The 23,286-nt window shown below is 64.2% G+C and carries 25 protein-coding genes; 14 read left to right on the forward strand and 11 right to left on the reverse strand.

Translation table 11 applies throughout. From position 1 onward, the window contains the following. Positions 1–42: 42 nt before the first annotated feature. Positions 43–1,137, reverse strand: a complete 1,095-nt coding sequence (locus JQ631_RS10915; RefSeq protein ID WP_212326106.1) for a lysine-2,3-aminomutase-like protein — start codon at positions 1,135–1,137, stop codon at positions 43–45. Further along, on the reverse strand, positions 1,134–2,198 hold the full coding sequence (gene epmA, locus JQ631_RS10920) for an EF-P lysine aminoacylase EpmA (RefSeq protein WP_212326107.1): 1,065 nt from the start codon (positions 2,196–2,198) through the stop codon (positions 1,134–1,136). The genes JQ631_RS10915 and epmA overlap by 4 nt, the downstream gene beginning before the upstream one ends. A gap of 162 nt (positions 2,199–2,360) precedes the next feature. On the opposite strand from epmA, the gene efp reads away from it, so the two are divergent. Continuing rightward, entirely contained in the window at positions 2,361–2,927 is a 567-nt protein-coding gene (gene efp, locus JQ631_RS10925) for an elongation factor P (RefSeq protein ID WP_212326108.1), read from the forward strand. Between the two features lie 15 nt (positions 2,928–2,942). Beyond that, positions 2,943–4,565, forward strand: coding sequence for a M23 family peptidase (locus tag JQ631_RS10930; RefSeq protein ID WP_212326109.1), 1,623 nt, complete (start codon positions 2,943–2,945; stop codon positions 4,563–4,565). 61 nt (positions 4,566–4,626) lie between these two features. Here the strand turns inward: JQ631_RS10930 and JQ631_RS10935 are convergent, their stop codons facing one another. Next, positions 4,627–5,130 carry a cupin domain-containing protein gene (locus JQ631_RS10935; protein ID WP_212326110.1) on the reverse strand — a complete coding sequence of 168 codons (504 nt, stop codon included), beginning with the start codon at positions 5,128–5,130 and terminating at the stop codon, positions 4,627–4,629. A gap of 20 nt (positions 5,131–5,150) precedes the next feature. After that, complete coding sequence (locus tag JQ631_RS10940; protein WP_212326111.1) at positions 5,151–5,630, reverse strand: carboxymuconolactone decarboxylase family protein; 480 nt, start codon at positions 5,628–5,630, stop codon at positions 5,151–5,153. 54 nt (positions 5,631–5,684) lie between these two features. On the opposite strand from JQ631_RS10940, the gene JQ631_RS10945 reads away from it, so the two are divergent. Further along, entirely contained in the window at positions 5,685–6,215 is a 531-nt protein-coding gene (locus JQ631_RS10945; protein ID WP_212326112.1) for a MarR family winged helix-turn-helix transcriptional regulator, read from the forward strand. A gap of 6 nt (positions 6,216–6,221) precedes the next feature. On the opposite strand, the gene JQ631_RS10950 is transcribed toward JQ631_RS10945, so the two are convergent. From JQ631_RS10950 to JQ631_RS10960, 3 genes are all read right to left on the reverse strand, one after another. Beyond that, entirely contained in the window at positions 6,222–6,407 is a 186-nt protein-coding gene (locus tag JQ631_RS10950) for a hypothetical protein (RefSeq protein WP_212326114.1), read from the reverse strand. 85 nt (positions 6,408–6,492) lie between these two features. Further along, positions 6,493–6,756 (reverse strand): hypothetical protein, encoded by a 264-nt coding sequence (locus JQ631_RS10955; RefSeq protein WP_212326116.1) that lies wholly within the window; start codon positions 6,754–6,756, stop codon positions 6,493–6,495. Between the two features lie 63 nt (positions 6,757–6,819). After that, positions 6,820–7,068: a hypothetical protein gene (locus tag JQ631_RS10960; RefSeq protein WP_212326117.1), complete on the reverse strand. Its 249-nt coding sequence runs from the start codon at positions 7,066–7,068 to the stop codon at positions 6,820–6,822. Between the two features lie 135 nt (positions 7,069–7,203). Here JQ631_RS10960 and JQ631_RS10965 point away from each other — a divergent pair, with 135 nt between their 5' ends. Continuing rightward, positions 7,204–8,433 (forward strand): lytic murein transglycosylase, encoded by a 1,230-nt coding sequence (locus JQ631_RS10965; RefSeq protein ID WP_212326118.1) that lies wholly within the window; start codon positions 7,204–7,206, stop codon positions 8,431–8,433. 6 nt (positions 8,434–8,439) lie between these two features. On the opposite strand, the gene JQ631_RS10970 is transcribed toward JQ631_RS10965, so the two are convergent. The 3 genes from JQ631_RS10970 to recJ all read right to left on the reverse strand — a co-directional run bounded on the left by JQ631_RS10970 (position 8,440) and on the right by recJ (position 12,009). After that, complete coding sequence (locus tag JQ631_RS10970; RefSeq protein ID WP_212326119.1) at positions 8,440–9,231, reverse strand: aldolase; 792 nt, start codon at positions 9,229–9,231, stop codon at positions 8,440–8,442. Between the two features lie 96 nt (positions 9,232–9,327). Then, positions 9,328–10,137, reverse strand: coding sequence for an SDR family NAD(P)-dependent oxidoreductase (locus JQ631_RS10975; protein WP_212326120.1), 810 nt, complete (start codon positions 10,135–10,137; stop codon positions 9,328–9,330). Between the two features lie 30 nt (positions 10,138–10,167). Then, positions 10,168–12,009: a single-stranded-DNA-specific exonuclease RecJ gene (gene recJ / locus JQ631_RS10980; protein ID WP_212326121.1), complete on the reverse strand. Its 1,842-nt coding sequence runs from the start codon at positions 12,007–12,009 to the stop codon at positions 10,168–10,170. 270 nt (positions 12,010–12,279) lie between these two features. Here recJ and JQ631_RS10985 point away from each other — a divergent pair, with 270 nt between their 5' ends. From JQ631_RS10985 to JQ631_RS10995, 3 genes are all read left to right on the forward strand, one after another. After that, entirely contained in the window at positions 12,280–13,353 is a 1,074-nt protein-coding gene (locus JQ631_RS10985) for a methyl-accepting chemotaxis protein (protein WP_212326122.1), read from the forward strand. A 171-nt stretch (positions 13,354–13,524) separates the two neighbouring features. Next, positions 13,525–14,007: a bleomycin resistance protein gene (locus JQ631_RS10990; protein ID WP_212328568.1), complete on the forward strand. Its 483-nt coding sequence runs from the start codon at positions 13,525–13,527 to the stop codon at positions 14,005–14,007. 194 nt (positions 14,008–14,201) lie between these two features. Then, positions 14,202–14,945, forward strand: coding sequence for an SDR family oxidoreductase (locus tag JQ631_RS10995; protein WP_212326123.1), 744 nt, complete (start codon positions 14,202–14,204; stop codon positions 14,943–14,945). A gap of 121 nt (positions 14,946–15,066) precedes the next feature. Here JQ631_RS10995 and JQ631_RS11000 read toward each other — a convergent pair whose 3' ends face one another. Then, on the reverse strand, positions 15,067–16,053 hold the full coding sequence (locus tag JQ631_RS11000) for a helix-turn-helix domain-containing protein (RefSeq protein WP_212326125.1): 987 nt from the start codon (positions 16,051–16,053) through the stop codon (positions 15,067–15,069). A 488-nt stretch (positions 16,054–16,541) separates the two neighbouring features. Here JQ631_RS11000 and JQ631_RS11005 point away from each other — a divergent pair, with 488 nt between their 5' ends. From JQ631_RS11005 to JQ631_RS11035, 7 genes are all read left to right on the forward strand, one after another. Next, positions 16,542–17,555 carry a formylglycine-generating enzyme family protein gene (locus tag JQ631_RS11005; RefSeq protein ID WP_212326127.1) on the forward strand — a complete coding sequence of 338 codons (1,014 nt, stop codon included), beginning with the start codon at positions 16,542–16,544 and terminating at the stop codon, positions 17,553–17,555. Between the two features lie 10 nt (positions 17,556–17,565). Next, positions 17,566–19,398, forward strand: coding sequence for an arylsulfatase (locus JQ631_RS11010; protein ID WP_212326129.1), 1,833 nt, complete (start codon positions 17,566–17,568; stop codon positions 19,396–19,398). Between the two features lie 65 nt (positions 19,399–19,463). After that, the gene (locus JQ631_RS11015; protein WP_249160574.1) at positions 19,464–20,447 is read left to right on the forward strand and encodes an HAD family hydrolase; all 984 of its coding nucleotides are present in this window, start codon (positions 19,464–19,466) and stop codon (positions 20,445–20,447) included. A gap of 73 nt (positions 20,448–20,520) precedes the next feature. Then, positions 20,521–21,012, forward strand: coding sequence for a hypothetical protein (locus JQ631_RS32300; RefSeq protein ID WP_249160253.1), 492 nt, complete (start codon positions 20,521–20,523; stop codon positions 21,010–21,012). 33 nt (positions 21,013–21,045) lie between these two features. Further along, positions 21,046–21,285, forward strand: coding sequence for a DUF3302 domain-containing protein (locus JQ631_RS11025; protein ID WP_212326133.1), 240 nt, complete (start codon positions 21,046–21,048; stop codon positions 21,283–21,285). Then, the gene (locus tag JQ631_RS11030) at positions 21,285–22,226 is read left to right on the forward strand and encodes an HlyD family secretion protein (RefSeq protein WP_212326135.1); all 942 of its coding nucleotides are present in this window, start codon (positions 21,285–21,287) and stop codon (positions 22,224–22,226) included. The genes JQ631_RS11025 and JQ631_RS11030 overlap by 1 nt, the downstream gene beginning before the upstream one ends. Positions 22,227–22,239: 13 nt before the next feature. After that, on the forward strand, positions 22,240–23,271 hold the full coding sequence (locus tag JQ631_RS11035; RefSeq protein WP_212326137.1) for a DUF1254 domain-containing protein: 1,032 nt from the start codon (positions 22,240–22,242) through the stop codon (positions 23,269–23,271). Positions 23,272–23,286: the final 15 nt, after the last annotated feature.

Genomic DNA, 23,286 nt, shown 5'->3' on the forward strand with positions numbered 1-23,286 from the left:
CCGATCCTCCATTCCTCAACCCGGCGTCTCCTCCGTCACCGCTCAGGTTTCGGGCGGATAGAGATGAACGTCGCCGCAATAGTCCACGATACGATAGCGCGTTTCCGTCCCCGCAGCATCCGCATCTGGTGCGGTATTTTGCGCCGCCAACACATAATTCGGTCCGACCGGCGACTTGCCGGCCCCACCGGGAATGTCGATCACATATTCCGGCTGACACAGCCCCGACACCCGCCCGCGCAGCTCGCGCATCAAGTCCTGCCCATGCGCCAGCGTCGTGCGCAGATGCGCCGTGCCAGGCGCGAGATCGCCGTGATGCAGGTAATACGGCTTGATCCGGCACTCGACGAAAGCCCGCATCAGATCCGACAGAGCGACGACATTGTCATTGACGCCGCGCAGCAGCACGGACTGGCTCACCATGGGAATCCCGGCATCGACCAGCCGCGCACAGGCGGCTCGGGCCGTGTCCGTCAGCTCGCGCGCATGGTTGGCATGCAGAGCGACCCACGTGGTTGCGCCTTCAACCTTCAGCGCAGCGACCATGTCGTCGCTGATCCGCGCAGGATCGGCCACGGGCACACGGGTGTGAAGACGGATAATCCTGACGTGATCGATCGCGGCGAGGTCGGCCATGATCTCGCTCATTCGCCTCGGCGACAGCATCAAGGGATCGCCGCCGGTCAGGATCACCTCCCAGATCTCGCTGCGCGAGCGGATGTAATCGATCGCGGCGCGGTAGGCGGCCTCCGAGAGTGCGTTCTCCTTGCCTGGTCCGACCATCTCGCGGCGGAAGCAGAAACGGCAATAGACCGCGCAGACGTGAACCAGCTTGAACAGCACGCGATCGGGATAGCGGTGCACGATCCCCGGCACCGGTGAGTGCGGATGATCGCCGATCGGATCGACGTTCTCGCCCGGCTGCATCTCAAGCTCAGCGGCGGTCGGAACGAACTGGCGGGCGATCGGGTCGTCGGGATCGGATGTGTCGATGAGTTCGACCAACGCCGGCGTGATCGCGACCGCATAACGCGCGGCAACGCGCTCGAGCGCCGGCAGCGCCGTGGCAGGCGCGAGGTCCGCAGCTACGAGTTCGGCTGGTTCGCGCAAAGTCCGTGCAAGGTTGCTTTTGGTCATCTCTCGTTCAACGTCTCTTCTGCAGGCGGTGTCCACACCACCTGATCAATCCGTGTTGCGCCGCTCGCCAGCATCACCAGCCGGTCGAACCCGAGCGCGACACCGCTCGCCTCCGGCATCGCCGCAACTGCGGCCAAAAAGTCATCGTCCAGGGGATAGGCCTCGCCATAGCGGCGCTGCTTCTCCGCCATCGACTCGGTGAAGCGCTTGCGCTGTTCATCGGCGTCGGTGAGTTCGCCAAAACCGTTGGCGAGTTCGACGCCACAGGCATAGACCTCGAACCGCTCGGCGACCCTGGGATCGCTGGCCTTCACCCGCGCCAGCGCAGCCTCTGGAGATGGGTATTCGAACAGGATGGTCAAACGCCCCTGCCCCAGATGCGGCTCGACATGCTCAACCAGGACCTTGCTGAAGATGTCCGACCAGGTGTCGTCCTCGGCGACCCGGACCTTGCCGGCGGCGGCTTGAGCGAGCGCGGCACGGTTACCCTCATTGCCCGAGATTGTCGACAGCAGGTCGAGCCCGGCAAACCGTTCGAAGGCGCCCGCAACGGTCAGCAACTCCGGCTCGGCGAAGGGGTCGGCCATCCGGCCCCGGAAGGCAAAGGTCCCGATCCCCGTCGCCTGCGCGGCCTGGGCTATGACAACCACCGTGTCGGCCATGATGGCGTCGTAGGGGGCGCCCGCCCGGTACCATTCCAGCATGGTGAATTCGGGCAGATGCAGGTCGCCGCGCTCGCGGTCGCGGAACACCCGGGCGAACTCGAAAATCCGCTCCTCCCCGGCCGCCAGCAGCTTCTTGCAGGCGAATTCGGGCGAAGTCCGCAAGTATCGGCTGGCCCGGCTGCCATCAGGCCGGATGATCTCGGTCCGGGGGGCGTGCAGATGGGTCTCATTGCCTGGGGAGACCTGGAGGACAGAGGTTTCGACCTCGACAAAGCCCTGCTCGGTGAAGAAGCCCCTGACAGCCCCGGTGATGGCTCCCCTGGCCTGGAGGAACGGCCGCCGGTCGAGGTGCCGCGAAGGGGTCCAGAACGGCGAAATCAGCTTGTCCCCAGCCATTAACCGACTGCCCCCTGAGCCAGCAAAGTGCTGGCATCCAACGGCAAAATCAGTATGTTGCGGCCCGAAACGGGCGCCGAGGTCTGATTTGAGGCCCCAAGTCCCCCATCGAATTGACCACGTCCTGGCCTGAGCCGGGCCAAGCAAGCAGGAAATATAGCTTTGAGAGTCATCGCCAGTTCTATTCGCAAGGGCAACGTGATCGAGCAAGACGGCAAGCTGTATGTCGTCGTCAGCGCCGAAAACATCCATCCCGGCAAGGGCACCCCGGTCAGCCAGATCGAAATGCGCCGAATCTCGGACGGGGTAAAGATCTCCGAACGCTACAAGACCACCGATCAGGTCGAAAAGGCCACCATCGAAGAGCGCAACTACACCTTCCTGTATGAAGATGGCGACGGCTACCACTTCATGAACCCCGAGACCTACGATCAGGTCCAGGTCTCCAAGGATGTTGTCGGCGAAGCCGCCGCCTATCTTCAGCCGGAGATGATGGTCAAGCTTTCGACCCACGACGTCAACGTGGTCTCGCTGGCGCTGCCGCAGCGCGTGACGCTGGAAGTGGTCGAGACCGAGCCGGTCACCAAGGGCCAGACTGCCTCGTCGTCTTACAAGCCGGCGGTGCTTTCCAACGGCATCCGCACCACCGTGCCGCCGCATATCGCCGTCGGCACCCGCATCGTGGTAATGACCGAAGACGGCTCCTACTCCGAGCGCGCCAAGGACTAAGCGAGATCAGGACAGGTGCCGCCGGGGGGCGAGACAGTGGTTGGGAAGAGTTTCCGCTTCGTCTCGCTGTTTCTGGCGTCGCTCTCGCTCCTCACCGCCACGCCGGTCGCTGCGGACGAGATCCGCAGCCCGTCCCTCACGGCTTTGCGCGTCGACTGGCGCGCAGCGCTCGACCAGCTCCGCACCGAGATCAACAGCCACCCGCAGATCGCGGGTGATTTCATCTTCATGCCGCGTCGTTCGGTACCGCGCTTCGATCCGCGCGCGATGCCGGCGCTGGTGCAACTCAACGCGGTCTCCTCGCAATTCTTCACCGGCATCGCCCGCAGCCCCGTTCCCGTGCTGTTGCCGTTCGATGCCGCCGCCTATCTCGAAGCGCAACGCAGCGGTGCCCAGACCCCACTGGCACTGTCGCGCTACCAGGCCGACTTTAATCCCGTCGACATGTTCGACGCCGGCCCCGCCGGCTACAGCGCGAGTTTTTCGCTAGAGCCCGGCGCCGGTGACGGCATGCCGACACGTGCCTTCGCGAGGCCGGTGGAGATTCAGATCACGGGATCCGCGCTCGTGTACGACATCGCCGATCCCGCCGGCGGCAAGGGCGAGCAGTTCAAACCGCTTGCGACCATCTACCCGGACCTGCGCAGATTCATCCGCGAAGGCTATGTGCGTTACGCCTTCACACGCTTCGGCGCCGCCTATGTGGTGTCGGTCCAGTGCCTCGACAGCGTCGCAAAGCCGCGGCGGCTCGCCTGCAAGGAAGCCTATCCCGTTGCCGAGCGCTTCCTGAAGGCGCTGCACGTCGCCGGTGGCCAGCGTATGCGGCCACTGATGGATGTTGCCTCGTACGTGATCGATCGCCCCGCCGCGCGTTCGGCGGATTTCAGCTACCGGCCGAGCGGCGACATCATCCCCAATACCGGCTATCGCAAACAGGGCGGCCATCCCGATCCGATGGCCTATGCACAGATCCGTTTCCCACTTGAGAAGGCGCCGGCCTTTGTGCATTCGCAATCCTATGCCAAACGCGACAAGGACGAGGGCCCGAGGGCTTATCCCTGGCGCGACAATTTCTGCGAGTCTCGCAGCTTCGAGGTCTGGCAATGCGGCAGCGGCTACGGCCACCAGGGAGAGGACATCCGCGCCGCCGACTGCGCCTCGCCAAGCGATGCCCGTGAGCCCTGCGATCCCAAGCAGCGCGGCGTCGTTGCCGTGCGCGACGCCATGGTGATCCGAGCTTCCAAGGACCAGGCCGCGACGCTCGAGGTCAACACGCGCACGGAGCACATCCGCTTCCGCTATATGCACATGAACCCGCAGGCGTTGAACGCCGATGGGGTGCTGAATGGCCGCATCGTCGCGGAAGGCGAGAAGATCGGCGTGATCTCGAACTATCTCGACCATCCCGCGGGCACGTCGATGCACCTGCATTTCGACGTCCAGGTGTTCACGCGCGATGGCTGGATCTGGGTCAGCCCCTACGTCACGCTGGTCTCGGCCTACGAACGCCTGATCCACGCGCGCGGGCGCGAAATCGGCCCGGAGATCGCGAGCACCCCGCAGCCGGTCGCGCACGCGCTACCGGAAGATGTAATCAAGCCTGATCTGCGTGAGGGATCGAGCAGCGAAGAGAATTGAGCGCGAAGACCTCGATCGGATCCCGGACGAGCGAAGCCTCATCCGGGATCCGATCGGCTCGCTAGTCCAGATACGTCGTGAGCTGGGCGCCCTCATCAGCCACGAATACGGCGATCAGTTCGGCGGGTTCGGTGGTGCTGGCATTGGCGGAAACCAGATGCGTGGCGCCCGGCGGCTCGAAGAAAGACTGGCCGACGCCGAATGTCTCAACCGGACCACCACCCAGTTGGGAGCGGATCTCGCCCTTGGTAATGTAAGCGGTCACCGAGCCAGCATGCCGGTGCGGTCGTGAAAATCCACCTGGACCGTAGAACACGCGCACGATGGTCACGCGCTTTCCCGGAACGTTGGGCAGCGCGTAGGACCCGATCGGCTCGACCTTGTCGAGCGGCGAACTTTCGGCAGCGGTGGCGCAGAGTGGCGCGAGCGCACCCGATACGGTGTCCATCGTCGCCGGAAGCACCTTGCCGATCGCAAGCGCGCAGACAAGCCCGCCGACGACGGCCAGCGCCATCGAGCGCAATGGCACAGGTCCCTGCATGGTGGCCAAACTCATTGCAGTCATGACAACCTCCCTCGTTGCGATCAGGATGCCGCGGCATTCGCCGCGACCGGCCGCTTCGCCGGTGTCCAGCGATAGGCCGCACCGAAACGATTCCAGACATTGATCGAAGCAATGGCCGACGTCAGGTACATCAGTTCGGTCTCGGAAAATTCGCGGGACGCCTCAGCATAGACCTCATCGCTAACGCCGTCAGGCAGGAAAGTCAGCGCTTCGGTCCACGCCAGCGCGGCGCGCTCTCGGGCCGAAAAGATCGGCGCCTCGCGCCAGACCGCTACCAGATTGACCTTGTCGACCGACACATGGAGCCGCTCCGAGAACAGAATGTGGTGCTGCACGCAAAAGGCACAGCCGTTGATCTGCGAAGCGCGCAACTTGACGAGTTCAAGGAGCTGCTTGTCGAGGCCGGCCTTGGCCGCAACCTGGCCCAGCGCAAGCACCAGATCATACGCGTCCGGCGCAATCCTCTTGAAGTCCTCGTATTCGCTGCGGGCGTGTGACATTGCCGTTTACCTCGTGATATTGTAAGAAGGCTTATATCTTATAAGAGTTCTTATATGTCACGCAAGACTACCGATATCACAAGATCGCAACCGGAGCGGAAGACGCCCGCCAGCGCACAGGATAGCCTGGTGCACCTGCCCGCGCCCGGTGAAGGCAAGCGCGGCGAGCAGGGTTATCTCGGCTACCTCCTGCGCCAAGCCCATGCTGCGGTCCGGCTCAAGATGGAACGGACGCTGGCCGATCTCGGCGTGACCTCGCCCCAATTCGCGGTGCTGACCATGCTGAATGCCTATCCGGGCCTGTCAGGAGCCGACGTCGCCCGCCTCACCTTCCTGACGCCGCAAACCGTCGGGGTGATCATCCGCAACCTCGACCGTGACGGTGCGATTGTGATGACGCCGCATCCCGTCCACGGCCGCATCCAGCAATGGACGGTGACACCCCGCGGATCGACGCTCTTGAAGGCCTGCAGGGAGCGCGTGATTGAATTGGAGAAGCGTCTTGCCAGCGGTCTCGATGCCAAGGCGGAGGCAAACATTCGCCGCTGGCTCGCCAACGTCGCGGCGGGGTTGCAGGAAGGTTAGGCGAGCCTAGTCGCCGCCTCCTCCGTCGCCGCCACCATCGCACCCGCCGAAATCAGCGAAATCACCGCCCGTGCCGCCGTCACCCTGAATGCCGCGGCCAAAGTTCTCGGCGATGATCATGAGGACGACGACGAGCAATCCGGCGCCGAACGGCCAGGGATTGGCTCGGATGATGCTGAAAAGCTCGTGCATGCCCGCATTCTGCACAGGCAGAAGCGAACCGAGCGTAAAGCGACGCGCATAAAAATGGGGATACCCGGCGTGGCGCGAGCGAGCCCTAGTCGCCCCTCAACACTTTCTTAACTTGGCCGTCGGTCCAGCTTTCGCCGGCGGCGCTCACGCGAACGCGGCTTTGGTCCGTGCCATTGACCAGCACATGCGAACTCACCCGGTCACCGCTCGGCTCCAGGTTCGGCTCCAGGTGCAACTCGGTTTCAGGTTTCCAACTCAGCGTCGCCGCCAGATCGCCGGGAAAAATCTTCCAGCACGATCCGTCGTCCAGCTGGACCACATGGCTTTCCGTGTGCGCGCGCATCTTCATTCCACCCCGAAGTCTCGCTCCTGACGAAGGCGGGCCCCGGCGTGCGGCCGGGGCCCTGCTCCGTCAATCGTTGTCGTGATGAATCACGGTCTTGCTGCGATTGCCGAATCCATCTTCCTTCTTGATGACAGTGGTGCGGTCGGCGGGCGCCCGCTCCTTGATCACGGTGGTCCGATCGCGGTCGCGATACGCATGAGATTCGCCGACCGTCACGCCGGCCCCGACCGGACCAACGTGAACACCAACCTCGTCCGCGAACGCCGGAGCTGCAATGGCGGTGACCATCGCAGCTGCAAACAGATATTTCCGCATCTCGTCCTCCTCAGTGTTGTGCGAAGAGAATGCGGACGTGCGACACTTTGTTCCGGACGGAACACAGGCTGAGGCGTCACTCGTGTTCCAGGAACCGGCCCCCCATAGCGGCGTGATTCCGGCTACAATGCTCCGATGAAACACGATGATTCCACCCATCGCATTAGCCGCCGCACCCTGCTCCGCTCCACGCTAGGTGCAACCACGCTGCTCGCAGTCCCGACGCGTGTCCTCGCCTCGCCACCCGGCTTCGACGAATGGCGCGAAGGCTTTCGCGCACGCGCGATGGCGAAAGGCATTTCGGCCGCCACCTGGCAGCGCGCGATGGCGCGGGTCGAACCCGACATGAGCGTGTTCAAGCAGATGCGCAGCCAGCCCGAATTCCACGAGCAGATCTGGCAATACATCAACCGCCGCGTCTCGGACTGGCGCATCATCAACGGCAAGATCGCGCTGAAGAGCAACGAGGCGCTGTTTTCGCGGGTCGAGCGCGACTTCGGCGTGGAGCGCGGCACGCTGCTGGCGTTGTGGGGTGTGGAGTCGGCTTACGGCGATCCGCTGGTGCAGCAGAACCACATGACGCCGGTGTTTCCGTCGCTCGCCGCACTCGCCTGGAACGAGCCTCGCCGCAAAGCCTATTGGGAGACCGAGTTGATCAATGCGCTGCGCATCGTCGACAAGGGCTGGAGCACGCCCGACGAGATGCGCGGCTCGTGGGCGGGTGCGATGGGCCACTCGCAATGGATGCCTGAGGTCTGGCTCAATGTCGGCATCGACTATAACGGCGACGGCAAGGTCTCGCCGTTCGGCAAGCCCGACGACGCGCTGGGATCGACGGCAAAATATCTGGTCAATCGCGGCAAATGGCACCGTGGCGAGCATTGGGGTTACGAGGTGCGCGCGTCCAGCCAGATGAGCGGCAGCCGCACCTACGCGGCGTGGCAGGCGGCCGGCGTCGCCCGCGCCGACGGCCAGCCATTTCCGCAGCCAAATGCATCAGCGCAGATGTGGACGCCGGTTGCAGGCGGACCAACGTTCCTGCTCGGGCCGAACTTCTATTCGGTGAAGAGCTACAATCCATCGATGAACTATGCGCTGGCGATCTGCCATCTCGGCGATCGCTGCCTCGGCGCGCCACCCTTCATCCAACCCTTCCCTGGCTCCGAGCGCGTGCTGACGCTGGCCGAGGTGCAGGAGATGCAGACGCGGCTGACCAAGGCTGGTTTCGATACCGGCGGCACCGACGGCCGCGTCGGCAACGACACGATGAAAGCGGTCAAGGATTTTCAGCAACGCGCCGGCATCACGCCCGCCGACGGATATGGCGGGCTGAAGGTGCTGGCGAAGCTGCGGCAGGGATCGTAGCCGACCTTAGTGCCGGTACTGCGGTTCCTCAGCATCGAGCTGTCTACGGATCGCGGCGAGATGCAGCCGGGCGGATTCGGAATCGCCTTCGCGCATCTGCTTGTAGGTTTCAGCGGCTATCGCCGGATCGACCGGCTGCACCTTTCGTCCCGTCGACATCGCCAGCACCTGCACCTCGGCAGCGCGTTCGAGATAGTAGAGATCGTCCCAAGCCTCCGCGATGGTCGGGGCCAGGACCATCACGCCGTGATGCTTCATGAAGACGATGTCGGCGTCGCCCACTGCGGAAGCGATGCGGGCGCCCTCGCGGTTGTCGAGCGCAAGGCCGTTGTAATCGCGGTCCACTGCCGTGCGACCGTAGAATTTCAGCGCGGTCTGACCGGCCCAGATCAAGGGATCGCCCTCGATCATCGACAGCGCCGTGGCGTAGGGCATGTGGGTGTGGAAGGCGACCTTCGCGCGCGGCAAGCGCTTGTGCATCTCGGCGTGGATGTAGAACGCCGTCGCCTCGGGCTCACCCTCGCCGTCCAGCACGTGACCGTGGAAATCGCAGATCAGAAGCTTCGACGCTGTCAGCTCACGAAAGGCGTATCCATAGGGGTTGACCAGAAAGAGATCATCATGCCCGGGCACGACGGCCGAGAAGTGATTGCAGATGCCTTCCTCAAAACCGTTGCGCGCGGCCATGCGGAAGCAGGCGGCGAGATCCTCGCGCGCGGTGCGGATCGCATCGGTCGCGAGGTCCGGCCGGTTCGAGCGAACGGCTGCGGGTGAGGAGGCATGAAGGCTGTGCGCCATGGCGAAGGAAACCTCTTTCGGGCGGGAGACGGCTGCGTTTTACAGGGCCGGCGACTGCGCGTCAGCCCCTGCGGCCGCCACCCTGCCCTGCGCGTCTCAGGCCCGCCGCGGCACCCCGCCGGCGTTCATGCCTCCGTCGATGACGAGTTCGCTACCGGTGACGTAGCGCGAGGCATCTGACGCCAGATACAGCACGCCCGAGGCAATCTCTGCAGCCTGGCCTGCGCGAGCGAGCGGGGTTGCGACCTTGGCGCGCTCCTCCGGATCAATCGGCGCGTTCTGGCCCGCGCCATTCGCGCCGGTGGGGATCTTGCCCCAGATCGGCGTGTCGATAATCCCGGGGTGGACCGAATTGACGCGAATTCCGTCGCCTGCTGCCGCGCACTCCATGGCGATCGATTTTGCGAAAAGCCGGACGCCACCTTTGGTCAGCGAATAGGCCGAGAGGCCCGGCGCGCCGCGCAGGCCCGCCAGCGAAGACATCATCACGATCGAACCGCCGCCGGTCTTGCGCATCAAAGGCAGGCAATGCTTCGCGGAAAGAAACACGCCATCGAGATTGATGGCGTTCTGCTTGCGCCAGTCAGAGAGCGTCATGTCGGTGATCGAGGGCACGGCGATGCCGATGCCGGCATTGGAGACCATGATGTCGAGCCGGCCGTGACGCTTGGCGATTTCTGCGACGATCTCGACCCAGCGCTCCTCGCTGGCGACGTCCTGCTCCAGGAAGATGGCCTTGCCGCCGGCTTTTGTCACGCGCTTGGCCAGTTCGGGACCGCGGAGCTCATCGATGTCGGTGATGACGACAGTCGCGCCTTCGCGCGCAAACAGCTCGACAATGGCCTCGCCAATTCCGGACGCGCCGCCTGTGACCAGCGCAACCTTGCCTTCAACCTGCCCTGCCATGCTCACTCCCTTTTTTGTTGTTTGAAGTCGCTACCTGATCACGGATGGTCCTTGGTCCGGTAGTGCGACGTCGATGACGCGGAACTGCACCCGCTCGGCACCCTGGTAGCGATCGACCGACAACGAGCCCGCGACATGCAATTGCTGGCCGCGGTTGGCGAGCAGTGCATTGCCAAGCTTTTGCCCGACCGAACGGAACGCGATGCCGTTGACGATGGCGCCGTCGCCCGACTTGAAGCGCAGCCGCAGATGCGCTTGTCCGACCTCATCGGCAAAGACGAGCTGATGCGCCGGCAGCGCAAGCACCGGCTCCGGATTGCCGCTACCGAAGGGCCCTGCGCGATTGAGCGTGGTCGCAAGCTCCGTCGTCACCGCCCGCGCCGAGATCGCGCCGTCGATGTAGAGCTCGTTGACGTGACGCGCTTCAGCGACGTCCTGCGCCAGCGCGTTTTCGAGATAGGCACGGAATTCGGCGAGTTTCTCTTTCCGCAGCGTGACGCCCGCGGCCATCGCGTGGCCACCGCCCTTGAGCAGAATACCGTCGGCGACCGCCTGCCGGACCACCTTGCCGAGATCGACGCCGGTGATCGAGCGGCCGGAGCCGGTGCCGATGCCGCCGGGCTCAAGCGCAATCGCGAAAGCCGGCCGCGAAAACTTCTCTTTCAATCGCGAAGCGACGAGGCCCACCACGCCGGGATGCCAGCCTTCGGACGCGGTGACGATGACGCCGAGCTTGTCCTCCAGCCCGATCGAGGCAAGCGCCTCGGCTTCGGCCTGCGCTTCGGCGGCCTGCTCGATGACGCGGCGCTCGCTGTTGAGGCGGTCGAGCTCGGCGGCGATCCGTGCGGCCTCCACGCTGTCGCCTTCCAGCAAGAGCCGCACGCCGAGATCGGCGCGGCCGATGCGGCCGCCGGCGTTGACGCGCGGGCCCAGCATGAAACCGAGATGCCAGGCCTCCGGCGGACCGTTGAGCCGCGCCACGTCCATTAGCGCGGTGTGGCCGATATGGTCGCGACGCCGCATCGCGATCAGCCCTTTTGCAACGAAGGCGCGGTTCAGGCCGATCAACGGGGCGACGTCGGCGACGGTGCCGAGCGCGACGTGATGCAGCATGCCGAGCAGATCGGGCTCGGGCATCTCCGCGTTCCAGAAGCCGCGCTGCCGCAGCTCGCGATTGACGGCCACCAGCGTCACCAGCACGAGGCCGACGGCGGCGAGGTGGCCGAGGCCGGAGAGATCGTCGAGCCGGTTCGGGTTGACCAGCGCGTCAACCTCCGGAAGCTCCGTGCCAGCCTGGTGATGATCGATCACGACGACGGACATGCCGAGCCGCTTGGCTTCGGCCAGCGGCTCGATGCTGGTGGTGCCGCAATCGACGGTCACGAGCAGCGTGGCGCCCTTGGCAGCCAATCCACGCACCGCTTCCACGTTGGGGCCATAGCCCTCGAAAATGCGGTCGGGAATGTGGATCAGCGGATCGAGCCCGCAATGACGCAGATGCCAGGCGAGCAGCGCCGCCGAGGTCGCACCGTCAACGTCGTAGTCGCCGAAGATCGCGACGGTCTCGTTCCCGGCGGCAGCATCGGCGATGCGCTTTGCGGCGACCTCCATCTCCGTCACGGTGAACGGATCGGGCATCAGTTTGCGGATGGTCGGGTCGAGGAAGTCGGGCACAGCGTCGATCTCGACACCGCGGCCGGCCAGCACCCGCGCCAGCAATTCCGGCAACTGGTGACGCTGCACGATGGCGAGCGCCGTTGCCGCCCCCCGCGCATCCAGCCGCGTGCGCCAGAGCTTGTCGGTGAGCGAGCGGGCGACGCCCAGGAAAGCCTGGGGCATTTCGACGGGCAAGGCGGTGGCGGGCGGCGTCATGATTCGTGGTTCAGGTCGTCGGGGAGTTACGCAACGGCGCGGTGGCCGGTCTGAAGGATTCACCGGGAATCCTCCGCCAATTGCAATGTCAGCGCCTCACAAAGCGGTGGATTGCCGAAATGCTGAGCGAGTTGACTACCATTTGAGCAGCGGCGCGGACAGCAAATTAAGTGGGCGTTAGCGGGAATCTTCGAAAACCGCGCTTATTCGATCTGTGATTGTTGTTCCCGGTTCATTGCAGATCAGACCTCATTGCCAAGGGAAGTCCCGATGTCTGCTGCGCTGGGTCTGAAAACCAAGCCTGTTGCCACTGAGCCCACCGACGATTCCGATATCTCCGCGCTGATCAATCGCCTGACCGCGGAGGTCAACCAGATCGCGGTCGACAAGACCAAGTCGATCCAGCAGATCACCAACCAGATGAAGATGCTGGCGCTGAACGCACTGATCGAGAGTTCGCGTGCCGGCGCGCAAGGCGCGGGCTTCGCCGTGGTGGCTCAGGAGGTGCGCGGCGTCGGCCAGCAGGTCGAGACCATCGCCCGCGAGCTCGAGACGCAGCTGACCAAGCGCACCGGCGATCTCGTCGCCTCGATCGAGCGCATGAGCCAGCGCTCGCGCGGCGAGCGGATGATGGATCTGTCCTTGAACGCGGTCGAGCTGATCGACCGCAACCTCTATGAGCGTACCTGCGACGTACGCTGGTGGGCGACCGACTCCGCCGTGGTCGATTGCGCGGCCTCGCCGGCGCCTGCGGCGGTCAGCCATGCTTCGCAGCGCCTCGGCGTCATCCTTGGCGCCTACACCGTCTATCTCGACCTCTGGCTCTGCGACCTCGACGGCAACGTCGTCGCCAATGGGCGCGCGGATCGTTTTCGTGTCGTCGGCCAGAACGTCGCCCACACCAAATGGTTTCGCGAGGCGAAGACCTTGCGCTCCGGCGACGACTATGTCGCGGGCGACATCGAGAACCAGCCGCTGCTCGGCAACGCAGAGGTCGCGACCTACTGCGCCAGCGTCCGCGCCGGTGGCCAGGCCAGCGGCGCGCCGATCGGCGTGCTCGCCATCCATTTCGACTGGCAGCCGCAGGCGCGCGCGATCGTGCAAGGCGTGCGCGTCGGCGACGCCGACAAGGCGCGCGTGCTGCTGGTCGACTCGCATTTCCGCGTCATCGCCGCCTCCGACGGCCAGGGCATTTTGAGCGAGCGCATCTCGCTCTCCCTCAACGGCCAGCGCTCCGGCGTCTACCACGACCGGTCAGGCGCGATGATCGCCTTCCACGCAACGCCGGGCTACGAGACCTATCGCGGGCTCGGCTGGTACGGCGTAATCGTCTGCGCGGCGTAAGGCTCGATCTCAAACCGTGAAACAACCCCATGCACAGTAGCGATGGGGTTGTTTTCACGACGGTTTCTGGTCTGCCATTTGACGCGTCGGGCAAAGTGGTTTGACACGTCGGGCAAAACACCGGCATGATGCGATGATGGCGCCGTTGGCAGCCGAGGCTGTTTGCGTCAGATGACCAAGCCCCCTATTTCAGATCCTGTCGCCCGCGCGACCTCCGACAGCACGGGCAGCGCACCACGTGACGGCTTTGCTGATCTCGTGCCCGAGCTCAGCGTTTCGAACATCCAGGCCAGCCTGTCGTTCTGGTGTGACCTGCTCGGGTTCGATATCGCTTATGACCGTCCTGAGGCGCGATTTGCTTACCTCGTCAGGGGGCGCTTGCAGGTGATGCTATGCGAGTTGAACGGCCGTTGGGAGACGGCAGAGATGCAGCGCCCGTTCGGGCGCGGCGCCAATTTCCAGATGGTCGTTGATCGCATCGATCCCATGCTGAGGGCACTCGACCACGCGAAATGGCCGCTCTACGAGCCACCGAATGAGGCCTGGTACCGGGTCGGCGAGCAGGAGGTCGGGCAGCGTGAGTTTCTCGTTCAGGATCCCGATGGTTATCTCGTGCGCTTCGTTGAACGCCTGGGAACGCGCGCCCCCTTGTGAGGCAGAGCGTCTTCGTGACTCGGCTCCAAGCGCAACGAGCCGTCAAGCCATATTCCGATAAAGCAGGTCTGTTCCTACAAGAGCGCGCCGCCTTACTCTGGTAAGCTGCATCTGGCATCACGCCTGGCGGCGTAACGTGGTGGCTGAAAGTCTTGACCGCGTCGCGTTCGCCACATGCTGAGGAGACTTTTGTCATGAAGATCGTCGTGATTGGCGGAACCGGGTTGATCGGGTCCAAGCTCGTGGCGCAACTGAGGCAGCAGGGCCACGACGCCGTGGCTGCCTCCCCCAGATCGGGAGTGAACGCCGTGACCGGTGAAGGCCTCGCTGCGGCACTGGCCGGCGCGGACGTCGTCGTCGACGTCGCCAACGCACCGTCCTGGGAGCCTGCCGCCGTGCTCGAATTCTTCGAGCGTTCGAGCAAGAATCTCATCGCGACCGAGGCCGCGGCGGGCGTCAAACATCACGTCGCGCTGTCGATCGTGGGGACCGATCGCTCGCCCGGCATCGCCTATTTTCGCGCCAAGCTGGCGCAGGAGACCATCATCAAGGCAGGTTCGGTCCCCTACTCGATCGTCCGCGCCACCCAATTCCTCGAATTCCTCGGCGCAATCGGCGAAGCCGGCGTCGCCGGAGACAGGATCGTCGTCCCATCGGCGTCGTTTCAGCCGATCGCCTCCGACGACGTGGCCGATTGTCTCGCGGATATCGCGACGGGAGCGCCGCTGAATGGCACGATTGATCTCGCGGGCCCTGAGAAGGCTCCCTTCAACGAATTCGTAGCGCGCCGGCTGAAGGCGGCCGGTGACACGCGTTCCGTGGTGGGAGACCCGAAGGCGCACTATTACGGCGCCACCATCGACGACACGACGCTGGTCCCGCTTGGCGAGGCCCGGCTCGGAAAGACGTCGCTCGCGACATGGCTCGCCGGCCTCTGACGGACTCCGCCTTCGTGACGGGACGTCGCATCGCGAATTTCTGGTCCAGGATCGCCATGGCTATTTGATCCGCCTCGTCGAACGCCCAGGCAGGCGCGCGCCGCAGTAAGCTGCGGCGGCGCTAGGCCCTGCCGACGCCGTCCGCTTCCGACTGCCATGTCGTAACGCCGAGCGTCTGCGACGGGCGCTCTCCGAACATCGCGAGGTAATACTGCGCGAAGCGGCCGAGCTCGTAAAAACCCTGATCCATCGCCACGGCCGCCACGGTGGTCGAGCCGGGCGCGCTCTCACGCAGGATGGAATGCACCGCGCAGAGCCGCTTGTGCCGGAGGAAGCTGACCGGGCCGAGACCGAACACTTCCTGGAAGGCACGGTGCAGGGTCCGGCGGGACACGCTCATGGCGGCACAGATTTCCGACACATGCACCGGGCGCGTGCCGGTTGCGTCGAGATAATCCTCGACGCGGCGGATCAGCCGGCGCGCCGAAGGCAGCCAGCCGCTATCGTCTGGAGGTAGCGACGACATGACGTTGACCGCCATGCACTCAGCGATCGCTCGCCGCCAATATTCGGCGGTCGATGGCGTCAGGCCCAGCTTGTTGGTGCGCAAATGCGACATGATCGCGACAAGACGGCGCGTGGCGATGGCGCCGTTCGCCGCGTCGGCCCTGAAATGACCGCGGCTACGCCAATTGTCGGGATCGCTGAGTTTCGCCTCGCCGCCGAACAGGGACGCGACCTCGCTGAGATCGAGGCGCATCGCCGCGTATGCGGACGCGCCGTGAAACACTCCGTCATGCTCGAGCAGGGGCGGAATGACGAGCACATCGTTCAGCTGCATGTCGAACGACCAATGGGCGACGCGGTCCTCCGCCGCCAGGAGCATTCCGATGATCAGCTTGTCATCGCTGGAGACACGCTGCGTGCGCATACCGACATTGAAAGTGCCGATGCTGAGCGAGAAGTCGCCGATCCCGATGTGAGACAACGTCCCGCGCAAGCGCCCGCGGCCGAGCTGCATGACGTCGACATGCGATCCGTGGACGGCCTGATGAAGACCTTCAAAGCCATCCAGCTTTTTCGAATCAACCAGAAGAAATTGCCCCATGGCCCTACCCTGTTACTGAAGCGCGACAATTCTGGGGCAGATAGCAGCATAATACTACCATAGCGCGAGGCCTTGCGGCAAAGTGATCTCGCGTTTTGATCTAAATCAATGCCGAATTTGACGCGAGGTAAGTGCCGGATCGCGCTGCAGATTGAGCGATTTTCGACATGGGTCATTAAGTCTCACCTGCCGCCTGCACGTACTGGCACAATTTGCACATCACAGCCGTCCAATCTTCGGATACCGTTTGCAACCTTAGCGATACAGAACGACAGCGCTCTGCGGATGGCCGAGTGCACGTGGTGATTATTTGCCGCGTGCTGGAATGCGCGCGCAAAGGAAAGAGATGTTGACGCAATGGCGCGTCTTCATCCCGCGCGCCAAAATGAGGGGACCAGGCAATGCGTCCAACGTACCGGGAAACGTGCCGTCGCCTGCCGATGCGTGCGCCATAGCGTCAGTGGAATACGCGTATCGGAGTTTCCACCATGCTGCGGGCAGACCTGGACCACTGCGAGTGGTTGCCGGATGATGTGAAGACAGGCGAGATGGTCTTCATTCCTGGCGGGACCTTTCGCATGGGGTCCGACCATCATTATCCCGAGGAGGCGCCGAGCCACCGCGTCTCCGTCGACGGCTTCTGGATCGATCGGACGCCGGTCACAAACCGGCAATTCAAGCAATTCGTCAACGCGACCGGCCATGTCACTGAAGCGCAGATCGTTCCCGATGCGAAGGACTATCCCGGCGCGGTGAAGGAGATGCTCTTCGCCGGATCGCTGGTGTTCTCGCCGCTGCCGCGCATCACCGACCTTACCGACTGGAGCCAGTGGTGGTCCTTCATGCGCGGTGCCAACTGGCGCCATCCTTACGGCCCAGGCAGCAACATCAAAGGCCTCGACGACCATCCGGTGGTGCACATCTCCTATAGCGATGCCGAAGCCTATGCGCGCTGGGCCGGCAAGGACCTGCCGACCGAAGCGGAATGGGAGTTTGCCGCCCGCGGCGGCCTCGAGGCCGAAGAGTTCGCCTGGGGCGATGCACTCATGCCCGGCGGCAAGCACGTGGCCAACATCTGGCAGGGCAACTTCCCTGTCCAGAATCTCGCCGAGGATGGGTTCGAGCGGACGTCGCCGGTCATGGCCTTCCCGCCCAACGGCTACGGCCTCCACGACATGATCGGCAATGTCTGGGAATGGACCTCCGACTGGTGGTCAGCCCGGCACGCAGCCGATGCCGCAAAGCCCTGCTGCATCCCGCAAAATCCCCGTGGCGGCGGCGAGGCTGCAAGCTACGACCCTCGCCTCCCCGACATCAGAATTCCCCGCAAGGTCCTGAAGGGCGGCTCGCATCTCTGCGCCCCCAATTACTGCCGCCGCTACCGCCCGGCCGCGCGCCACGCCGAGCCGGTCGACACTTCGACCAGCCATGTCGGCTTCCGCTGCGTCGCGCGGTCGCCGCTCACCATTCACCGCGAACACGAAGGATCTGCTGCAACATAGGGAGTGAAGCATGAGCAGCGAGTCGAAGAACAATAACAACCAGTCCGGGGCTGACCAATGCAAGCCTGACCAGCCGATCAATCGCCGAAACCTCCTGTTGGGCACATCCTCAATCGTCGCCGCGGCGACGCTGACCTCAGAAGCGCTGGCGCAAGCGCAGAAGGCGGCGCCGGCTGCCGCGCCGGCAGCAACCGCGCCTGCGGGCAGCAAGCCGAACATCCTCATCATCTGGGGCGACGATATCGGCATCACCGACATCAGCGCCTATTCAAGCGGGCTGATGGGCTTCGAGACGCCCAACATCGACCGCATCGCTCGCGAAGGCCTGAAGATGCAGCATTACTACGGCGAGCAATCCTGCACCGCTGGCCGCGCGGCTTTCCTTACCGGTCAGCACGGCATCCGCACCGGCCTCACCAAGGTGGGCTATCCTGGCGCGCCGATGGGCGTCAGCCAACTCGATCCGACCGTCGGCGGCCTGATGAAGAACCTTGGCTACGCCACCGGCCAGTTCGGCAAGAACCATGTCGGCGACCGCAACGAGAACCTGCCGACGGTGAACGGATTCGACGAATTCTTCGGCAATCTCTACCACCTCAATGCCGAGGAAGAGCCGGAGTTGCCGGACTATCCCAAGGATCCCGCGTACCGCGCAAAATTCGGCCCGCGCGGCGTGCTCCGTTGCAAGGCGACCGACCGCGACGATCCAACCGAAGACCCGCGCTTCGGCAAGATCGGCAAGCAGACCATCGAGGACACGGGCCCGCTCACCAAGAAGCGGATGGAGACGGTCGACGACGAGACCTCGGCCGCCGCGATCGACTTCATGAAGCGACAGCAAGGCGCCGGCAAACCGTTCTTCTGCTGGTTCAACGCCACGCGCATGCATCTGCGCACCCATGTGCGACAAGACCATCGCGGCCGCTACGGCCACGGAGATAGCGAATACATCGACGGAATGATGGAGCACGACGACATCGTCGGAAATCTGCTGAAGGCGCTCGACGACATGGGGATCGCTAACAACACCATCGTTGTCTACTCCACCGACAACGGGCCCCACATGAACACATGGCCGGATGCGGCCATGACCTGGTTCCGCTCGGAGAAGAATACCAATTGGGAAGGCGCGTTCCGCGTCCCGTGCGTCGTGCGCTGGCCCGGCAACATCAAGCCCGGCACGGTCAGCAACGAGCTGATGAGCCACAACGACTGGATCCCGACACTGTGTGCGATCGCGGGCGAGCCCGACATCGTCAACAAGCTGAAGGCCGGATACACCGCGAACGGCAACTCCTACAAGGTGCACCTCGACGGCTACGACCAGTCGGCCTTCCTGCGCAATGTGAGCGGGTCTGCCGCCAACAACAACGGCACCAAGAGCGCGCGCAACACATTCTTCTATTCAGATGATGACGGCATGCTCGTGGCTATCCGGCAGGGTGACTACAAATACACATTCGCCGAACAGCGCCTGCAGGGCACGATGGGTGTCTGGGCCGAGCCTTTCACCACGCTGCGCATGCAGAAGATCTACAATCTGTTCCAGGATCCCTTCGAGCGCGCGGACATCACCTCGAACACCTACTGGGACTGGCTGATCAACCACGTCGGCACGGTCTACGGCGTCATCGATGAAGTTGCGGTCTTCGCCGTAAGCCTGAAGGAATTTCCACCGCGCTCGTTCCCACCGAGCTTCAACCCTACAACGATCGTGGAGGAGATCACCGACGGCATCAAGGACGAACGAAGCCGCGCGGCAGGGAGAGCACAGAGCATCGACAGGATCCGCTCCAATCTCAGGCAGATGATCGACCAGCAGATCCAGCAGCGCGGGCGATAGCGATCCCGGAATGTGATGAAAGGGGATCGGATATGATCCGCCGCGGATTGGTGATTGGCTTGGCGATGCTCGGTGCGGCGAGCATCGGGCAAGTCTTTGCCCAGTCCGATCCCCTGCCGTCCTGGAACGACGGCGCGACGAAGACCTCGATCGCGGCCTTCGTCGCGCGGGTGACCAAAGACGGCGGGCCGGACTTCGTCCCGCCCGCCGAACGCATCGCCGTGTTCGACAATGACGGCACGCTGTGGTGCGAACAGCCCATCTATTTCCAGCTCGCCTTTGGTCTCGACAGCGTCAAGGCCATGGCGGCCACGCATCCCGAATGGAAGCAGCAGCAACCGTTCAAGGCATTCCTCGCCGGCGACAAGGATGCCCTCGCCGCGCAAGGCGAGAAGGGCCTGCTGACATTGGTCGCCGCTGCCCATAGCGGCATGACGACGGACACCTTCGCGGCATCGGTCGCCGACTGGCTCGGCCGGGCCAGACATCCGCGCTTTCATCGCCCGTACAACGATCTCGTCTACCAACCCATGGTAGAGCTGCTCGCTTATCTCCGCGGCAACGGCTTCAAGACCTTCATCGTCTCCGGCGGCGGGGTGGAATTCATGCGGGTGTGGGCCGAGAAAGCCTACGGCATTCCGCCGGAGCAGATGATCGGCTCCTCCGGGGTCACGCAGTTCAAGCTTGGCGCCGATGGCCGGCCGGTCCTGCTGAAGCTGCCGAAAGTCGAGTTCATCGATGACGGCCCCGGCAAGCCGTCCGGCATCAATCGCTTCATCGGTCGCCGCCCGATACTCGCCTTCGGCAACTCCGACGGCGACCACCAGATGCTGCAATGGACCGCGGCCGGATCGGGCGCGCGCTTCCTCGGCATCGTCCATCACACCGATGCCGCCCGCGAATACGCCTACGACCGGCAGTCCAGGATCGGAAAGCTCGACAAGGCCTGGGACGAGGCCATGCAGCGCGGCTGGACGGTCGTCGACATGGCGAAGGACTGGAAGACGGTGTTCGCATTCGAGCGTGGCGGCACGGGAGCTTCGCAATGACGAGGCGCCGCGGGTGAAACGAAGGACTGAAGAGAAGAAAAAGAAAGGTACAACGATGTCTGATCATGCGCACATGACACGACTGGCAGGCTGCGTTCTGGTGCTGGCGGCCACCATATCGATGTCACCGGCCACGGTATCGGCCGCCCCCCTTCATCCGGCTGCGATCGAGCGTGACGCCGCGCCTGCACCCGACCTGATCGAGGTCCGAGCCGCCGGCCGCCATGGCGGAGCCGTGGTCGGTCCGCGGGGCGGCGCGGTGGTCCATCGCGGCGGCGCGGTCGTTGGCCCGCGCGGCGCGGCCTATCGCGGACGAACGGTGGCTGTCGGACCTCGCGGCAATGTCGCGGTTCGCAGCACCACGGCGGTGGTGGGACGCGGAGGCTGGGCACGACCGGGCTGGTACGGATGGCCGCGCGGCGGTGCGATCGCCGCAGGGGCAGCGATCGGCGTCGTGGCAGCGGCAACGGCCGTGGCGTGGGCCGGCGCTCCGCCCGCGCCGGGCATGTGCTGGTATTACACCGATCCTTCGCGGACCCAGGGCTTCTGGGACTATTGCCAGTGACGGCGGCACACCAATGAAAGCGGGGCGTCCGTCATGAGCGGATACGACATCTTCGCCTGGATCGTGCTGGTGATCCTGCTCGCCAGCGCCATCGGGGTGATCTGCATTGCCGGCTGGCTGCCCGGCCACATCGCCAAGTCGCGCAACCATCCCTATGCGCAGGCCGTCACCGTCGCCGGCTGGATCACGCTGATCTTCGGCTTCGCGCTCTGGCCCCTCGCCTTCATCTGGGCCTATGTCGATGTGCCCGCGCGCAACGCTGGAGAGGCGTGATGGGCGTCGCGATCTTCAACACCTACCTTGTGCTGCTGTTCTTGCTGGTGCACTTCGGAATCGTGCGCTTCAACCTGTTCTGGAAGGCCTCTCCCGTCATCGTCATGGTGCTGCTGCTGTTCGGGCTCCTGATCCCGATGGGCTGGGGCGCGCCGCAAGGCAATGCGCTGGTCGTGCGTAACGCGGTCGCGATCGTTCCTGATGTCGCAGGCGAAGTGACCGACGTCCCCGTTGTCGCCAACGTGCCGCTGCGATCCGGCGACGTGCTGTTCAAGATCGATCCGACGCCTTATGCCGCGCAGGTCAAGGCGATCGACGCCCAGTTCAAGCTTGCCAGGACGCGGCTCGGCCAGATGACGGAGCTGTTCCAGCGCGACGCCGGCCGCGGCTTCGACGTCGAACAGCGCCAGTCCGAGGCCGACCAGCTCTCCGGCCAGCTCGAGGCCGCGCAGTGGAATCTCGACAAGACCGTGGTGCGGGCGCCGGCCGACGGATACGTCACCAACCTCGCGCTGCGCAAGGGCGCGCGCGTCGCCAATCTGCCGCTGTCGCCGGTGATGGCGTTCATCGACACCTCCAGCACCATCATCGGCGTCGAGATCAACCAGATCGATGCGCGCTATGTCGCGCCTGGACAGGAGGTCGAGGCCACCTTCAAATTCGCGCCCGGGCAGATTTTGACCGGCAAGGTCGAAAGCGTGCTGCAGGCAATCGCGACCGGGCAGACGCAAACCTCAGGTCGGGCCGTCATGCCGAACACGATCGAGGCCGCGCCCTTCATCGTCCGCGTCAGGCTCGACGATGCGGAGTTCGCAAGGCGCCTGCCCGCCGGCAGCGCCGGCACGGCCGCAATCTACACCGATCACGTCGCGCCGACCCACGTCGTCCGCCGGGTTATCCTACGCCAGCTCGCGATCCTGAACTACGTCAATCCGTTCTGAACGAGAGAAAGCAATGAAAAGAACCACGCTGATCGCCCCGATCCTCCTCGTGACCACCGCCCTCGCCCATGCGCAGACCATTCCGGTGACAGTCGACAATTTCGTGCGCGCCGAGTCCGACAGCTACATGGGGACTCTTGCCAAACAGGCTGGAGCACTTGGCAAGATCTTCCACCATCGCGAGCCGGCTCCGATCGACGACCAATCCATCATCAGACTCAATCGCGACACGCTGTACAGCTTTGCCGTCGTCGATCTCGACGCCGGACCGGTCACGGTGACGCTGCCGGATGCAGGCGGTCGCTTCATGTCGCTGATGTCGGTCAGCCAGGACCACTACGCGACCACCGTGTACGGCAAGGGCGAGCATGTCTTCAGCCGCGACAAGATCGGCACGCGCTACGCGCTGATCGGCGTTCGCACCTTTGCCGATCCGAACGATCCGGCGGACGTCGAAAAAGTCCATGCGCTCCAGGACAAGATCAAGCTGGCGCAGAAGGAGACCGGCAAGCTGGATCTGCCGAGCTGGGATAAGGCCAGCCAGAAGAAGGTTCACGATGCCCTGCTCGTGCTCGGCTCGACCATCACCAGCTTCGACCACGCGTTCGGCACCAAATCGGAGGTCGATCCCATCCGTCATCTGATCGGCGCCGCCGCAGGCTGGGGCGGAAATCCCGACCGGGATGCCAAGTACCTCAACATCATGCCGGCGAAGAACGACGGCACGACGGTCTACCAGCTCAAGGTCAAGAACGTGCCGGTGGACGCGTTCTGGTCGGTCAGCGTCTACAATGCCGACGGCTTCTACACGAAGAATCCGTACAACGCCTATTCGCTCAACAGCGTCACCGCGAAGAAGGACAGCGACGGCACTGTCGCCATCCAGTTCGGCGGCTGTGATGGCAAGATTCCGAACTGCCTCCCCATCGTGAAGGACTGGAACTGCACCGTCAGGCTCTATCGGCCGCGCCAGGACATCCTGAGCGGCAAATGGAAATTCCCGGAGCCGCAGCCGGTGAACACGGTGGGAAGCGCAACGAAGTAAGCGCAGGTCGCCATG

Source organism: Bradyrhizobium manausense, assembly GCF_018131105.1.
GTDB lineage: Bacteria > Pseudomonadota > Alphaproteobacteria > Rhizobiales > Xanthobacteraceae > Bradyrhizobium > Bradyrhizobium manausense_B.

Bases quoted from the DNA above. Each gene is read 5' to 3' on its own strand.
- JQ631_RS10970 (WP_212326119.1), bottom strand. From the start codon at position 9,231: ATGGCGCACAGCCTTCATGCCTCCTCACCCGCAGCCGTTCGCTCGAAC.
- JQ631_RS10955 (WP_212326116.1), bottom strand. From the start codon at position 6,756: ATGAAGATGCGCGCGCACACGGAAAGCCATGTGGTCCAGCTGGACGAC.
- JQ631_RS11025 (WP_212326133.1), top strand. From the start codon at position 21,046: ATGAGCGGATACGACATCTTCGCCTGGATCGTGCTGGTGATCCTGCTC.
- JQ631_RS10985 (WP_212326122.1), top strand. From the start codon at position 12,280: ATGTCTGCTGCGCTGGGTCTGAAAACCAAGCCTGTTGCCACTGAGCCC.
- recJ (WP_212326121.1), bottom strand. From the start codon at position 12,009: ATGACGCCGCCCGCCACCGCCTTGCCCGTCGAAATGCCCCAGGCTTTC.
- JQ631_RS10935 (WP_212326110.1), bottom strand. From the start codon at position 5,130: ATGACTGCAATGAGTTTGGCCACCATGCAGGGACCTGTGCCATTGCGC.
- JQ631_RS10990 (WP_212328568.1), top strand. From the start codon at position 13,525: ATGACCAAGCCCCCTATTTCAGATCCTGTCGCCCGCGCGACCTCCGAC.
- JQ631_RS10995 (WP_212326123.1), top strand. From the start codon at position 14,202: ATGAAGATCGTCGTGATTGGCGGAACCGGGTTGATCGGGTCCAAGCTC.
- JQ631_RS11015 (WP_249160574.1), top strand. From the start codon at position 19,464: ATGCTCGGTGCGGCGAGCATCGGGCAAGTCTTTGCCCAGTCCGATCCC.
- JQ631_RS11005 (WP_212326127.1), top strand. From the start codon at position 16,542: ATGCTGCGGGCAGACCTGGACCACTGCGAGTGGTTGCCGGATGATGTG.
- JQ631_RS10975 (WP_212326120.1), bottom strand. From the start codon at position 10,137: ATGGCAGGGCAGGTTGAAGGCAAGGTTGCGCTGGTCACAGGCGGCGCG.
- JQ631_RS10940 (WP_212326111.1), bottom strand. From the start codon at position 5,630: ATGTCACACGCCCGCAGCGAATACGAGGACTTCAAGAGGATTGCGCCG.
- JQ631_RS10945 (WP_212326112.1), top strand. From the start codon at position 5,685: ATGTCACGCAAGACTACCGATATCACAAGATCGCAACCGGAGCGGAAG.
- JQ631_RS10965 (WP_212326118.1), top strand. From the start codon at position 7,204: ATGAAACACGATGATTCCACCCATCGCATTAGCCGCCGCACCCTGCTC.
- JQ631_RS32300 (WP_249160253.1), top strand. From the start codon at position 20,521: ATGACACGACTGGCAGGCTGCGTTCTGGTGCTGGCGGCCACCATATCG.
- epmA (WP_212326107.1), bottom strand. From the start codon at position 2,198: ATGGCTGGGGACAAGCTGATTTCGCCGTTCTGGACCCCTTCGCGGCAC.
- JQ631_RS11030 (WP_212326135.1), top strand. From the start codon at position 21,285: ATGGGCGTCGCGATCTTCAACACCTACCTTGTGCTGCTGTTCTTGCTG.
- JQ631_RS10950 (WP_212326114.1), bottom strand. From the start codon at position 6,407: ATGCACGAGCTTTTCAGCATCATCCGAGCCAATCCCTGGCCGTTCGGC.
- JQ631_RS10960 (WP_212326117.1), bottom strand. From the start codon at position 7,068: ATGCGGAAATATCTGTTTGCAGCTGCGATGGTCACCGCCATTGCAGCT.
- JQ631_RS11010 (WP_212326129.1), top strand. From the start codon at position 17,566: ATGAGCAGCGAGTCGAAGAACAATAACAACCAGTCCGGGGCTGACCAA.
- JQ631_RS10915 (WP_212326106.1), bottom strand. From the start codon at position 1,137: ATGACCAAAAGCAACCTTGCACGGACTTTGCGCGAACCAGCCGAACTC.
- JQ631_RS11000 (WP_212326125.1), bottom strand. From the start codon at position 16,053: ATGGGGCAATTTCTTCTGGTTGATTCGAAAAAGCTGGATGGCTTTGAA.
- JQ631_RS11035 (WP_212326137.1), top strand. From the start codon at position 22,240: ATGAAAAGAACCACGCTGATCGCCCCGATCCTCCTCGTGACCACCGCC.